Genomic DNA, 13882 nt, shown 5'->3' with positions numbered 1-13882 from the left:
AAGTATAAGACTTATTTTGTGCTATTGGTTTATCTAAATGTATATTTACCTAAGGTATTTATTTTGTTGTACTCTTTTAAAAGGATATCATACAAATTTAAGTCTAATAAATTACACAGAGAAGTTAGATAAAATAAATTATTGCCTAGTTCTCTTTCTAAAACCTCTCTACAGTTATCACATAGGTTTCCTTTTAAATGTGTATTTAAATAGTTTTTTAAATCGTCTATATCTATGCTATCATTGTTTAGCATTGATTGTTTTTCAGCTTCAATTTTTATACAACCACAGTTTGTCACAGATTTTGCTAGAGCTCTATTAATGCGTCCCTCTGATTCTTGAAGTTTTGTCATTATATCTAATAAACTTCTATGGCGTATAAGGCAGTCGTCTACTGCATTTTGGAAATCGTCAAAAATAACATCTTTCATGGTTTCAGCTCCTTATAGTAATTTTAAACAAATGACTGATACTATAATTATAATTATTTTCAGATAATTTTGTCAACAGTGATACACAAGATTAATGCTGTATTTCTTTATATATATAATAAAATAGTATTGTTTTTATTAATAGGGGGATTAAAAAGTTAATTTTTGGACGAAAATATAAATAGATAAAAAGTATAAAGTTTATTTTAGTGAACAAATTATAAATAATTCTTTGTTTAGTTGAAATAACCTATATATTAATATATATTATTATTAATGGTATAAAAAACTACAAAGAATAAGAATAATAATTTTATTAGGGAGGTGAATAAATATTGAACATATTTAAGAAAGTTTTAAGATGGCTTTTTACATTAACAGGATTAATAATAGGATATGTGATAGGACAATCATTATTAAAAGTAGATAGATTGGCTTATTTCAACAGTAGCGCTATTTTAAAAATGGTATCTTTAATTTTTTCTTCTTTACTTTTTGGATTTATATTATTTTTAATATCTCCTTGGCTTAATGCATTAATAAAAAAGCTTATGGATTATTTTGAAGAAAACATACAAAAAGTTCCGACTGTAGAAATTTTATTAGGAACATTTGGAGCAATATTAGGATTAGTTATATCAGCTTTATTTGTTTCATTAATTCCTAAAACATTTATAGGAACGGTAATATCAGTAATAATAGCTTTAATTTTAGCTGTTCTTGGTACTGATATTGCTGTAAAGAAAAAAGGAGAAATAATAGGCGTATTTTCTAATTTGAAAAAGTCTAATGCACCTAAAGAAAAAAAGACTAAAGTAGTATCAAAAGGAATACCTAAGGTGTTAGACACATCTGTAATAATAGATGGAAGAATATTTGATATATGTCAAAGTGGTTTTATAGAAGGTGCATTGATAGTGCCTCACTTTGTTTTAGATGAGTTAAGACATATAGCAGATTCCTCAGATAGTTTGAAAAGAAATAGAGGAAGAAGAGGGCTTGATATACTTAATAAAATGCAAAAAGAATTAAGTATAGAAGTTCAAATAACAGACAAAGATTTTCCTGAAATAGAAGAAGTAGATAGTAAGCTTTTAAAGCTTGCACAGGTTTCAAAAGGAAAAGTTATTACTAATGATTATAATTTAAATAAAGTTGCTGGGGTTCAAGGCGTGCCAGTTCTAAATATAAATGAACTTGCTAATTCAGTAAAACCTATAGTTCTTCCAGGAGAAGAAATGTCAATACAAATAGTTAAAGATGGTAAGGAACAGGAACAGGGTATAGCTTATTTAGATGATGGTACCATGATTGTTGTAGAAGGCGGAAGACGACATATTGGAGAAATGGTAAATGTAATAGTTACAACTGTACTGCAAACTGCTGCAGGAAGAATGATATTTGCTAAACAAAAAAGATAGCCTAATTTAAGGCTATCTTTTTAATTAAAGATAAGGAGGAATCCTATGAATAGAAACTGTGTGATTATTGTAGCAGCAGGGAAAGGTGCTAGAATGAAAGCAAATATTAACAAGCAATTTTTAAATTTGAAAGATAAACCAATTCTTTATTGGACATTAAAAGTTTTTGAAAAAAGTAATTATGTAGATGAAATAATTCTTGTTTTAGCTAAAGATGAAATAGAATATTGTAAATCTTATATAATAGATAAATATAAAGTTAAAAAAATAAAAAAGATTGTTGAAGGTGGGAGCACACGACAACAATCTGTAATTAATGGTCTTAATGCAGTAGGAGAGTGTAATGTGGTTTTAATACATGATGGAGCAAGACCTTTTATAAATGATGATATAATCAATGAAGGAATAAAGTATGCTAATCTTTATGGGGCATGTGCTTGTGGAGTTGTGCCTAAGGATACAATAAAGATTAAAGAAAAAAGTGGTTTTTCTATGGAAACACCTAAGAGAAATACTTTATTTTGTGTTCAAACTCCTCAATGCTTTAAATATGAAATTATCTTAGAATCTCATAAAAAAGCTTATAAGGAAAAATTTGAAGCAACCGATGATACTATGATTGTTGAAAAATATAATCATAAGGTATTTTTATATAATGGAAGCTATAGTAATATAAAGATAACTACTCCAGAGGATTTAATTATAGGTGAAAAAATATTAGATAATTCAGAAGAAGTATTGACATAATGCAATATGATTGGGTATAATTCTGACAGAATAAGTTAATAATTAGCTATGAAGAAGAGTAGTAAAAACAATTGCAGAGAGAGAATCCTTGGCTGAAAGATTTTCAACTGTTTTGAACCTGCTTTTGAGCTGTAGTTAAAAACTACCGGTGAAAAACCGTTATAATAATAAGCACAAAGTTAGGTGGTACCGCGATAAAACTCGCCCTAATAATATTTAGGGGGAGTTTGTTTTTTTGTAGTTAAAAATTAATAGTGAATAGTTAAGATAAAATTAAGCAGAATTTAATTTTAAATCTGTAATTATAGTCAACTACAATATACGTAGGTAACTTTGAATTAGCAAAACATGGGTAACTATTAACTTTTAATTAGTGATTTTCAACTAAAAAGTGCATCGCACTTTTCTTAAATTGTGTAAATAAAAAATAAATAGATTATAGAGGGAGGATATACATATGAGAATGTCAAATATGTTAATAACTACATTAAGAGAGGTTCCAGCAGAAGCTGAATTACCAAGTCATCAATTAATGCTAAGAGCAGGTATGATGAGGAAAATGGCGTCAGGAATTTATAATTATATGCCAATAGGACTTAGAAGTTTAAAAAAAATAGAAAATATCGTAAGAGAAGAAATGAATAAGGTAGGAGCTCAAGAGTTTTTAGCATCTGCATTAATTCCATCAGAATTATGGAAAGAGTCAGGTCGATGGGAAGTATTTGGTCCTGAAATGTTTAAATTGAGAGATAGAAATGAAAGAGAGTTTTGTTTGGGACCAACGCATGAAGAAGTTTTTACGAGTATAGCAAGAAGTGTAATAAAATCATATAAACAACTTCCATTAAATCTATATCAAATACAAACGAAATATAGAGATGAAAGAAGACCAAGATTTGGTGTTATGAGATCAAGGGAATTTGTAATGAAAGATGCTTATAGTTTTGATAAAGATGAAAAAGGATTAGATGAAGCTTATAACAAGATGTATGAAGCGTATACAAACATTTTCAAAAGATGTGGTGTGGATTGCAGTGCTGTTGAAGCAGATTCAGGTGCAATGGGTGGTTCTGGTTCAGCTGAATTTATGGTTAAATCAGAATATGGAGAAGATGAAGTTGTATTTTGTGATAAATGTGGTTATGCTGCTAATATGGAAAAGGCTCCGTCAACAGCAGAAAAAGCAGAAAAAGAAGAAGCTAAAGTGCTAGAAAAAGTAGAAACTCCAGAAGTTAAGACTATAGAAGCTCTAATAAACTTTTTTGGTACTACTGCTAAGAAATTTGTAAAAACTCTTATATATAAGGCTGATGATAAAGTTGTTGCTGTAATGGTAAGGGGAGATAGAGAAGTAAATGAAGTTAAAGTGGTAAATAAAATAGGTGGAGCAGTAGAATTTGAATTAGCAGATGAAAAAACTGTTAAAACTGCTACTACAGCAGAAATAGGATTTGCAGGACCTATAGGTATAAATTCTGATTATCTTTTGGTTGATGAAGAAGTTGCTAATATGTACAATTTTATAATTGGTGCCAATGAAACAGGATATCATTATGTAAATGCTAATTATGGCAAAGATTTTGAAGGAACAGTAGGAGATTTTAGAAATATAACAAGTGAAGATAAATGTCCGAAATGTGGAAACAAAATTGTAATTGCAAGAGGAATAGAAGTTGGACATATATTTAAACTTGGAACTAAATACTCAGAAGTCATGGGAGCCACATTTAATGATGAAAATGGAAAAGTAAAACCATTAATAATGGGATGTTATGGAATAGGCGTAAATAGAACGATGGCTTCAATAATAGAACAGCATAATGATCAAAATGGAATTATATGGCCATTAGCAGTAGCACCATATCAAGTAGTAGTAATTCCAGCTGTTATTAAGAAAGAAGAACAAATGGAAGCTGCAGAAAAGATTTACAAGGAATTACAAGATCTTGGAATTGAAGTTTTATTGGATGATAGAAAAGAAAGAGCAGGAGTTAAATTTAAAGATGCAGATTTAATAGGAATTCCTATGAGAATTACAGTAGGTAAAATGATTAGTGAAGGAAAAGTTGAATTTAAATTAAGAAATAGTAGTGAAGTTGAAGAAATAGAAATATCTTGTATAATTAATAGAGTAAAAGAAAAATTTGAAGAAACAGTATAAAACTATAAAATAAACATAAAGTGTATATAATTATTAATATAATCAATAAATGGTTTAAGATAAAGAAAAGAAAAACAAGAATTTGAAAATTGGTTAGGAGGAAAGAAGATGAAAGTGTTTAACACAATGACTAGGCAAAAAGAAGAATTTGTTACTATAAACCAAGGTAAGGTTAACATGTATGTTTGTGGTCCTACTGTATATGATTACTTTCATATTGGTAATGCTAGAACTTTCCTAGTTTTTGATACTATTAGAAGATATCTTGAATATAGAGGGTATGAAGTTAAATTTATTCAAAACTTCACTGATATTGATGATAAGATGATAAACAGAGCTAATAGAGAAGAAATAAGTGTAAAAGAACTAGGAGATAGATTTATACAAGAATATTATAAGGATGCAGATAACCTAAATGTAAAAAGAGCTACTGTTAATCCAAGAGCTACTGAATTCATGGATGAGATTATAAATTTTGTTAAAGATCTTGTAGATGAAGGTTATGCTTATGAAGTAGATGGAGATGTGTATTTTAGTACTAAAGAATTTAAAGAATATGGAAAGTTATCAGGACAAAGTATAGAAGATTTACAAGCAGGTGCTAGAATTTCTATAGATGAAAGAAAAAAAGATCCTATGGACTTTGCGGTTTGGAAAAGCAAAAAACCAGGTGAACCTGCATGGAAAAGTCCATGGGGGATGGGAAGACCAGGTTGGCATATTGAATGTTCTTGCATGGCGAACAAAATACTTGGAGAAACTATAGATATTCATGGTGGCGGAATTGACTTAGTATTCCCACATCACGAGAATGAAATAGCTCAAAGTGAAGCTAGAAATGGCAAAGTGTTTTCTAAATATTGGATGCACTCTGCTTATTTAAATATAAATAATAAAAAGATGTCTAAATCACTTAATAATTTCTTTACAGCAAGAGAAATATTACAAAGATATGATGCTGATGTTGTAAGGTTATTTATGCTTTCAGCACATTATAGAACTCCATTAAATTTTAGTGCTGAACTATTAGAAAGTGCAAAAGCTTCAAATGAAAGATTGTATAATGCAGTAAGTAATTTAGAAAGACTTCTTGAAGAAGTGAAAGTTGAAAGTTTAATGGAATCTGAAAGAGACTATATAAAGAATCTTGATTCTTATAAAGAAAAATTTATTGAAAAGATGGATGATGATTTTAATACAGCAGATGCTATTTCAGTGATTTTTGATTTAGTAAAAGACATAAATACTAATATAAGTGTAAATTCTTCAAAAAAATTAGTGGAATATGTGTTGGATTTAATTAGAGATTTAGGTACTCCACTTGGAATACTTCAAAAATCTACAGTTTATGATTTGGAAGAAGAAATAGAAACGCTTATCGAAGAAAGACAAAAGGCTAGAAAAGATAAAGACTGGTCACTTGCAGATAAAATAAGAGATGATTTAAAGGCGAGGGGAATAGTTCTTGAAGATACTCCACAGGGTGTAAGATGGAAGAAAGTTAATTAATGTATATAATTTAATAAATAGGCAGCTAGAAGCTGCCTATTTATTTTTTTAGGATTGATAGGTGAAATTTTTTAGTACAATTAATATTACTTAACAATATTGACTGTACTTTTAAATTTATCTAAATTATAATATTGTTATCTTTGATATTAAAATTATACTTAAAATAAAGATTATTATAACATATAGAAATTTAAGGAGATAAATTTAAATGGAATTTGATATATTAAAAAATAAGTTTACTATAACTGAAGCTAAACAATTAAATCCCTTAGTACTTGCGTTTGTAGGAGATTCTATATATGAAGTGTTTATAAGGACATATTTAGTTAATAATAATAGGAATATGTCAGTTCATAAGCTTCATGTTAAGGCAATATCATATGTTAAAGCTCATTCTCAAAGTGAATTTATGAAAAAAATTCAAGCAGAGCTAAACGAGGAAGAATATGGTATTTTTAAAAGAGGAAGAAATACTAAATCAGGATCTGTACCTAAGAATGCGGATGTACAAGAATATAGAATAGCTACTGGATTTGAAGCAACATTAGGATTCTTATATATTACTGAGCAAGTAGACAGATTAAATGAGTTGTTAAACAAGGTTATTAAAATAGACATAAATTAATTTAAATAAGGGGAGAATATAATGGGTTTAAAGGTTAAATTAATAGAATATACTCCAAATCCTGAGAAGGTTATTGCTTCAGCAGCAAAACTTTGTTACAGTGCTGTAGGAATAGATGAAATATTGGATGGATTGGATGAAGATAAAACAGAAACTTTTTTAAATAGATTAATGTCTTATGGGCATGCATCACCAATAGAACATGTATCTTTTACTTTTGCAGTTGAAGGAGTTTCAAGATCACTGACTCATCAACTAGTCAGACATAGAATTGCATCATATTCTCAACAAAGTCAAAGATATGTTAAGCTTAATCAATTTGAATATGTAATACCTCCAGAAATAGAAGATAATGAGAAGGCTAAAAAAATATTTGTGAAATCTATGCGTGAAAGTCAAAGTGCATATGATGAAATTGCAGAAATACTTAAAGAAAAATATATAAAGAGCGGTATGAAAAAGCAAGTAGCAGAAAAAAAAGCTATTGAAGATGCGAGATATGTTTTTCCTAATGCATGTGAAACAAAGATAGTACTTACAATGAATGCTAGAAGTTTAGTGAATTTTTTTGAACATAGATGTTGCAATAGAGCTCAATGGGAAATCCATGCTTTAGCAGATAATATGTTAAGCCAGGTTAGGATGGTTGCGCCTATATTATTTAAAAATGCAGGACCTAAATGTATAAAAGAAAACTGTCCAGAAGGCTCAATGACTTGTGGAGAATGTACTAGGGTTAGAGAAAAATATTCAAAAATATAAAAACAATAAGAGGTATAAAAATGAGACGATTTAAGGAAAAAGATAACAAAAATAAAGAAGATTATATTAGAGAAGATTTGATAGAAGGAAGAAATGCTGTAATAGAAGCATTAAAAGGTAATAGAACTATAGAATATATTTTAGTAGCTAAAGGGAGTGCTACAGGTTCTATTAATAAAATTAATGCAATAGCAAAAGAACAGAGAGTTGTTGTGAAAGAGGTTGATAGAAAAAAATTAGATGGAATGTCTGTAACAGGAGCACATCAAGGTGTAATGGCAATAGTGACTCCCTATAGTTATTATGATGTTGAAGAAATTTTAGATTATGCAAGAGAAAGAGAAGAAAAGCCTTTTATATTAATACTAGATGGGATAGAAGATCCACATAATTTAGGGTCTATAATAAGAACAGCAGAAACTTGTGGAATACATGGGATTATAATACCCAAAAGAAGAAATGTAGGTATAACGCCTACTGTATACAAAACATCAGCAGGTGCTGTAGAATATATGAGAATTGCTAAAGTTTCAAATATAAATAATGCTATTGATAAATTAAAAGAAAATGACATATGGGTATATGGAGCGGATATGACGGGTGAAAGTTATTGTTATCAAACAGATTTTTCAGGAGCAGTGGCGTTGGTAATAGGAAGTGAAGGTCATGGTGTTTCTAAACTTACAAAAGAAAAATGCGATATATTAGTGAAGATACCTATGGTAGGAAGTATAAATTCATTAAATGCATCTGTTGCGGCCGGCGTTATGATGTATGAGGTATTAAAACAAAGAATGGTATAAGTAGAGAAGTGAGAAATATATTTGTCGACGGATATAACGTAATAAATAGTTGGCCGGAACTGAATAAAATTAAAGAATATAGTTTTGAAGCTGCTCGTAAAAAACTTATTGAGGTTTTACAAAATTATGCAGCATATAAAGGGTACAAGGTTTTTGTAGTTTTTGATGCACATATGGTAAAGGGAAGTATAGAAAAAAAGGAAAAAGATAACAATATAATTGTAGTATTTACAAAAGAAGGTGAAACTGCGGATAGTTTCATAGAAAAATATGTTAACAAAATAGGTAGAAAATCTGAAGTGTGTGTAGTTACCTCTGATTCTTTAGAACAACAAGTTATATTTCAAAGAGGTGCTACCAGAATGTCTACTCTAGAATTTTATAATGAAGTGCACAAAATGCAGCAAAGTATAAAGGCTAAAATGGATAAAAAAATTTCTAGTAACAGAACATTTTTAGAAGATATACTAGAAGATAATATATTGGATAAATTAGAAAAAATTAGAAAAAGTCACTAAAATTGCTTGACGTAAAATTTCCTATTAATGTATAATCAATTATATGATGTAATGGCTTTTTAGTTAGATATTTATGTGGAGGGGATATTTTGGAAAACAAGATAAGTGTTGGTGATAAAAAATTAGTGTTTGATAGAAAATTAGATGAAGAAATAGCCGCAAAAGCTAAGTGCGGAGAAGTAGAAGCTCAAGAATATTTAATAAATAAATATAAAAATTTTGTAAAAGCCAAGGCAAAATCTTATTTTCTTATAGGGGCAGATAAAGAAGATATTTATCAAGAAGGGATGATAGGTTTTTATAAAGCTATTAGAGATTTTAATCCTGATAAATTATCTTCCTTTAAGGCTTTTGCTGAATTGTGTGTTACTAGACAAATTATAACAGCTATTAAAACTGCCACTAGACAAAAACATATACCCCTTAATACATATATATCTTTAAACAAACCTGTTTATGATGAAGAATCTGATAGAACCTTATTAGATATTCTATCTACGGTTAAAATATCTGACCCAGAAGAATTAGTTATAAGTAGAGAAGAAGTGGTAAAAATAGAAAATAAGATAGAAGATGCATTATCAGAGTTAGAATTAGAAGTGCTGAATTCTTATCTTCAAGGGAAGTCATATCAAGAGATAGCTTGTGACTTGGATAGACATTCTAAATCTATTGACAACGCTCTTCAAAGGGTAAAAAGAAAGCTAGAAAAATGTTTGAATAAAAGATAAAAAAGTGTATTGACAATAAAAAATGAAAATAGTAAAATTAATAAATGGTGTAGGTATTTTGGTATATGAGCGAATGGGACTGTTTGTGAAATTTTGAAATGCAATAGTTTTTGATATTAAATACTGTTCATTGGTATTTTATATCTTATTTAAAATATAAAATGCCCATGTAGCTCAGCAGGCAGAGCGTCACCTTGGTAAGGTGGAGGTCGCCGGTTCAAGCCCGGTCGTGGGCTCCAAAAATCCCGAAAAAATTAACAACACACCAGGATGAGTTTACGAAAACAAGTTAAGCTAAATTAAATTAAGTATGATAGGAGGAATAAAAAATGGCAAGAGCAAAGTTTGAAAGAACTAAACCACATGTTAACATTGGTACAATAGGACACGTAGATCATGGTAAAACAACAACAACAGCAGCAATCACAATGACATTAGCAAAAGCAGGTGGAGCAGAAGTACAAAACTATGAAGACATAGATAAAGCTCCAGAAGAAAAAGAAAGAGGAATCACAATCAACACAGCACATGTTGAATATGAAACAGAAAACAGACATTATGCACACGTTGACTGTCCAGGACATGCTGACTATGTAAAGAACATGATAACAGGAGCAGCACAAATGGATGGAGCTATCTTAGTAGTATCAGCAGCAGATGGTCCAATGCCACAAACAAGAGAACATATACTATTAGCATCAAGAGTAGGTGTTAAACATATAGTAGTATTCTTAAACAAATCAGACCAAGTAGATGATCCAGAATTATTAGAATTAGTAGAAATGGAAGTAAGAGAATTATTAAGCGAATATGGATTTGATGGAGATGACTGTCCAGTAGTAACAGGATCAGCATTAGAAGCAATAGAACAAGGAAAAGACGAATGTATTTTAGAATTAATGGCAGCAGTAGATGAATACATACCAACACCAGAAAGAGAAACTGACAAACCATTCTTAATGCCAGTAGAAGATGTATTCACAATCACAGGAAGAGGAACAGTTGCAACTGGAAGAGTTGAAAGAGGAATACTTCACGTAGGCGATGTAGTAGAAATCGTTGGAATGAAAGAAGAAGTTGGAAGCACAACTATAACAGGAGTAGAAATGTTCAGAAAGATGCTTGACGAAGCGATGGCAGGAGATAACATAGGAGCATTATTAAGAGGTGTTCAAAGAGCTGAAATCGAAAGAGGTCAAGTATTAGCACAACCAGGAACAGTAACACCACACAAGAAATTTGTAGGTCAAGTATATGTATTAAAGAAAGAAGAAGGTGGAAGACATACTCCATTCTTTAATGGATACAGACCACAATTTTATTTCAGAACAACAGACGTTACAGGATCAATAGATTTACCAGATGGAGCAGAAATGGTAATGCCAGGAGATCATATAGATATGACAGTTGAATTAATTACACAAGTAGCAATGGAAGAAAACCTAAGATTCGCTATCAGAGAAGGTGGAAGAACAGTAGGTTCAGGAGTTGTTACTACAATAATAGAATAATTTTCTAATGTTACATAAAGAGGACTGCGTTAAAAAACTTAGTCCTCTTGAAAAGAAGAAGTTTTAATTATTTCTGTATAGCAATGCAAGTAAATTTTACTATGTTTAAAAATCAGTTGACATGTCAAGGAAGTTATGATAAGTTTGATAAGTGATTAATCAAATAGAAAAACATAATAATTGATATTAAATATAGTAATATCTGTGGGTGTATGCAGAATCAGGAGGTGTAGGTTATGAGAGTAAAAGTAACTTTAGCATGTACAGAGTGCAAACAAAGAAATTACAGCACAATGAAAAATAAGAAAAATAATCCAGAAAGATTGGAAATGCAGAAGTATTGCAAGTTCTGCCACAAGCACACACTTCACAAAGAAACAAAATAACTTGCTATTCTTCTAAAAATTTTTTAAGGATGTGAATAGCTTGGCTATGGAAAATAAACAAAGTAGAGAAAATTTATCCAAAAAGAGTCAAGGGAATTTTTTGAAGGAAATGAAGGCAGAAACTAAAAGAATTACTTGGCCACCTAAAAATGAAGTTAAAAAATCTACTCTAATAGTTTTGTTTTTTTGTGCTATTAGTGCTGTTATAATAGGATTAATGGATTATGGCTTTAACGGCCTATTTAAATTTATTTTCACTAAATAATTTAAAGTAGGGAGGTAGGAATGAGGAAAAAACCTCATCCTTAAAATTATGTCAGACAAAGCTCGCTGGTATGTTGTACATACTTATTCCGGTTATGAAAATAAAGTAAAAGTAAACTTAGAAAAAACAATCGAAAATAGAGAGTTACAAGATTTGATTCAAGATATACAAGTCCCAATGGAAGAAGTAGTAGAGGTAAAAGATGGGAAGAAAAAAATTGTTCAAAAAAAAGTATTCCCAGGATATGTACTTGTGCAAATGATAATGACAGATGACTCTTGGTATGTTGTTAGAAATACAAGAGGTGTTACGGGGTTTGTAGGTCCAGGATCAAAACCAGTTCCACTTACTGATGAAGAAGTAGCAGCTATGGGAATAGCTGAAAAAGCCATTGATATAGATATTTCAGTGGGTGAAAGTGTTAAAGTCATATCAGGGCCATTAGAAAATTTTGTTGCATTAATACAAGAAATTAATGTTGAAAAGCAAAAAATTAAAGGACTGGTTAATATGTTTGGCAGGGAAACTCCTGTTGAGCTTAATTTTAATCAAATAGAAAAATTAAATTAACCTACTATAAGACGAAGTCTTATAAAGTGGGAGAGCTTAAAGCTCGTATTACCACATATGAGGAGGTGTAATGTATGGCAAAGAAAGTAGTAGGAATGATAAAACTTCAACTTCCAGCAGGAAAGGCAACACCAGCACCACCAGTTGGACCAGCACTTGGACAACACGGAGTAAATATAATGGGATTCTGTAAGGAATACAATGCTAAAACTGCAAACCAAGCAGGAATGACAATTCCGGTTATAATTACAGTATATCAGGATAGATCATTTAGTTTTATATTAAAAACTCCACCAGCAGCAGTTTTAATTAAAAAAGCAATTGGATTAAAAAGCGGTTCTGGAGAACCAAATGTGAAAAAAGTTGGAAAAGTTACTAAAGCTCAATTAAAAGAAATAGCTGAGACAAAGATGCCAGATTTAAATGCTTCATCAATAGAATCAGCTATGAGCATGATAGCTGGAACAGCTAGAAGTATGGGCATAACAGTCGAAGAATAGTTTTAATATAAGTTAGTGGGAGGTAAAAACCGCTAAAACCACAAGGAGGGAAGAAGATGGCAAAAAGAGGTAAGAATTACCAAGAAAGCGTTAAGCTTATTGATAAAAATGAAGTATACACACCTTCAGAAGCTATAGATCTTGCTTTAAAAACAGCTAAAGCTAAGTTTGATGAAACTATAGAACTTTCTGTAAGACTTGGTGTTGATCCAAGACACGCAGACCAACAAGTGAGAGGTGCGATAGTTCTTCCACATGGAACAGGAAAAAAAGTTAGAGTTTTAGTTTTTGCAAAAGGCGATAAAATAAAAGAAGCGCAAGAAGCAGGAGCAGATTATGTAGGTGCAGAAGAATATATGGAAAAAATCCAAAAAGAAAATTGGTTCGATTTTGATGTAGTTGTTGCTACTCCAGATATGATGGGAACAGTAGGTAGATTAGGTAGAGTATTAGGACCTAAAGGATTAATGCCAAACCCTAAATCAGGAACTGTAACATTTGATGTTGCAAAAGCAATTTCTGAAATCAAAGCTGGTAAAGTTGAATATAGAGTAGATAAAACTTCTATAATTCATGTTCCTATTGGAAAAAAATCTTTTGGAAATGAAAAACTTGCAGATAACTATAATGTTTTAATGGAAGCAATAGTTAAAGCTAAACCAGCAGCGGCTAAAGGACAGTACGTTAAGTCAGTAACATTATCAAGTACTATGGGACCAGGAGTGAAAATAAATACAGGAAAAGTTTTAGGATAGGCTTGACATAATAACAGTGTTTTGATAAAATACTTAATGTTAAACAATCTAAAATTATATAGTATATAATATTCCATAGACAGTGGGTGCGAAAGCATAACGGAAATTCCAACCTACCGAGGAGTTTGATATTCGGTTGGTTGAAATGATTGAATATAAGCCTCTTCGTGTCTGCGAAGAGGCT

General features: G+C 30.5%; 16 protein-coding genes, 1 tRNA gene and 1 other annotated feature (1 of these 18 cut by a window edge). Of the genes, 16 read left to right on the top strand and 1 reads right to left on the bottom strand.

The window, feature by feature from the left end; all coding sequences use genetic code 11:
* Positions 1-29: 29 nt before the first annotated feature.
* Positions 30-431, bottom strand: a complete 402-nt coding sequence (locus tag OW763_RS04015; RefSeq protein ID WP_268039767.1) for a nucleoside triphosphate pyrophosphohydrolase family protein — start codon at positions 429-431, stop codon at positions 30-32.
* A gap of 341 nt (positions 432-772) precedes the next feature.
* On the opposite strand from OW763_RS04015, the gene OW763_RS04010 reads away from it, so the two are divergent.
* The 16 genes from OW763_RS04010 to rplA all read left to right on the top strand — a co-directional run bounded on the left by OW763_RS04010 (position 773) and on the right by rplA (position 13698).
* Positions 773-1852, top strand: a complete 1080-nt coding sequence (locus tag OW763_RS04010; protein ID WP_268039824.1) for a PIN/TRAM domain-containing protein — start codon at positions 773-775, stop codon at positions 1850-1852.
* 45 nt (positions 1853-1897) lie between these two features.
* On the top strand, positions 1898-2599 hold the full coding sequence (ispD, locus tag OW763_RS04005) for a 2-C-methyl-D-erythritol 4-phosphate cytidylyltransferase (RefSeq protein ID WP_268039766.1): 702 nt from the start codon (positions 1898-1900) through the stop codon (positions 2597-2599).
* A gap of 457 nt (positions 2600-3056) precedes the next feature.
* Entirely contained in the window at positions 3057-4760 is a 1704-nt protein-coding gene (locus OW763_RS04000; protein WP_268039765.1) for a proline--tRNA ligase, read from the top strand.
* A gap of 108 nt (positions 4761-4868) precedes the next feature.
* The gene (cysS, locus tag OW763_RS03995) at positions 4869-6269 is read left to right on the top strand and encodes a cysteine--tRNA ligase (protein ID WP_268039764.1); all 1401 of its coding nucleotides are present in this window, start codon (positions 4869-4871) and stop codon (positions 6267-6269) included.
* A gap of 211 nt (positions 6270-6480) precedes the next feature.
* On the top strand, positions 6481-6897 hold the full coding sequence (locus OW763_RS03990; RefSeq protein ID WP_268039763.1) for a Mini-ribonuclease 3: 417 nt from the start codon (positions 6481-6483) through the stop codon (positions 6895-6897).
* A gap of 21 nt (positions 6898-6918) precedes the next feature.
* Entirely contained in the window at positions 6919-7659 is a 741-nt protein-coding gene (gene thyX / locus OW763_RS03985) for an FAD-dependent thymidylate synthase (RefSeq protein ID WP_268039762.1), read from the top strand.
* Between the two features lie 20 nt (positions 7660-7679).
* Positions 7680-8462: a 23S rRNA (guanosine(2251)-2'-O)-methyltransferase RlmB gene (gene rlmB, locus OW763_RS03980; RefSeq protein WP_268039761.1), complete on the top strand. Its 783-nt coding sequence runs from the start codon at positions 7680-7682 to the stop codon at positions 8460-8462.
* An 8-nt stretch (positions 8463-8470) separates the two neighbouring features.
* Entirely contained in the window at positions 8471-8980 is a 510-nt protein-coding gene (locus tag OW763_RS03975) for an NYN domain-containing protein (protein WP_268039760.1), read from the top strand.
* Between the two features lie 89 nt (positions 8981-9069).
* Positions 9070-9711: an RNA polymerase sporulation sigma factor SigH gene (gene sigH, locus OW763_RS03970; RefSeq protein ID WP_268039759.1), complete on the top strand. Its 642-nt coding sequence runs from the start codon at positions 9070-9072 to the stop codon at positions 9709-9711.
* A 163-nt stretch (positions 9712-9874) separates the two neighbouring features.
* A tRNA-Thr gene (locus OW763_RS03965) sits at positions 9875-9950 on the top strand.
* A 90-nt stretch (positions 9951-10040) separates the two neighbouring features.
* Positions 10041-11222 carry an elongation factor Tu gene (gene tuf, locus OW763_RS03960; RefSeq protein WP_268039746.1) on the top strand — a complete coding sequence of 394 codons (1182 nt, stop codon included), beginning with the start codon at positions 10041-10043 and terminating at the stop codon, positions 11220-11222.
* A gap of 236 nt (positions 11223-11458) precedes the next feature.
* On the top strand, positions 11459-11608 hold the full coding sequence (gene rpmG / locus OW763_RS03955; RefSeq protein ID WP_268039758.1) for a 50S ribosomal protein L33: 150 nt from the start codon (positions 11459-11461) through the stop codon (positions 11606-11608).
* A gap of 46 nt (positions 11609-11654) precedes the next feature.
* Entirely contained in the window at positions 11655-11873 is a 219-nt protein-coding gene (secE, locus tag OW763_RS03950; protein WP_268039823.1) for a preprotein translocase subunit SecE, read from the top strand.
* Between the two features lie 48 nt (positions 11874-11921).
* Positions 11922-12443 (top strand): transcription termination/antitermination protein NusG, encoded by a 522-nt coding sequence (gene nusG, locus OW763_RS03945; RefSeq protein ID WP_268039757.1) that lies wholly within the window; start codon positions 11922-11924, stop codon positions 12441-12443.
* Positions 12444-12517: 74 nt separating this feature from the next.
* On the top strand, positions 12518-12943 hold the full coding sequence (rplK, locus tag OW763_RS03940; protein ID WP_268039756.1) for a 50S ribosomal protein L11: 426 nt from the start codon (positions 12518-12520) through the stop codon (positions 12941-12943).
* A 56-nt stretch (positions 12944-12999) separates the two neighbouring features.
* The gene (gene rplA / locus OW763_RS03935; RefSeq protein ID WP_268039755.1) at positions 13000-13698 is read left to right on the top strand and encodes a 50S ribosomal protein L1; all 699 of its coding nucleotides are present in this window, start codon (positions 13000-13002) and stop codon (positions 13696-13698) included.
* Between the two features lie 55 nt (positions 13699-13753).
* Positions 13754-13882: a sequence feature (ribosomal protein L10 leader region), on the top strand; it runs 14 nt beyond the window's last position.

Source organism: Clostridium aestuarii (genome assembly GCF_026735135.1).
GTDB classification, from domain to species: domain Bacteria; phylum Bacillota; class Clostridia; order Clostridiales; family Clostridiaceae; genus Clostridium_H; species Clostridium_H aestuarii.
This window is presented reverse-complemented; position numbering and strand designations above follow the sequence as displayed.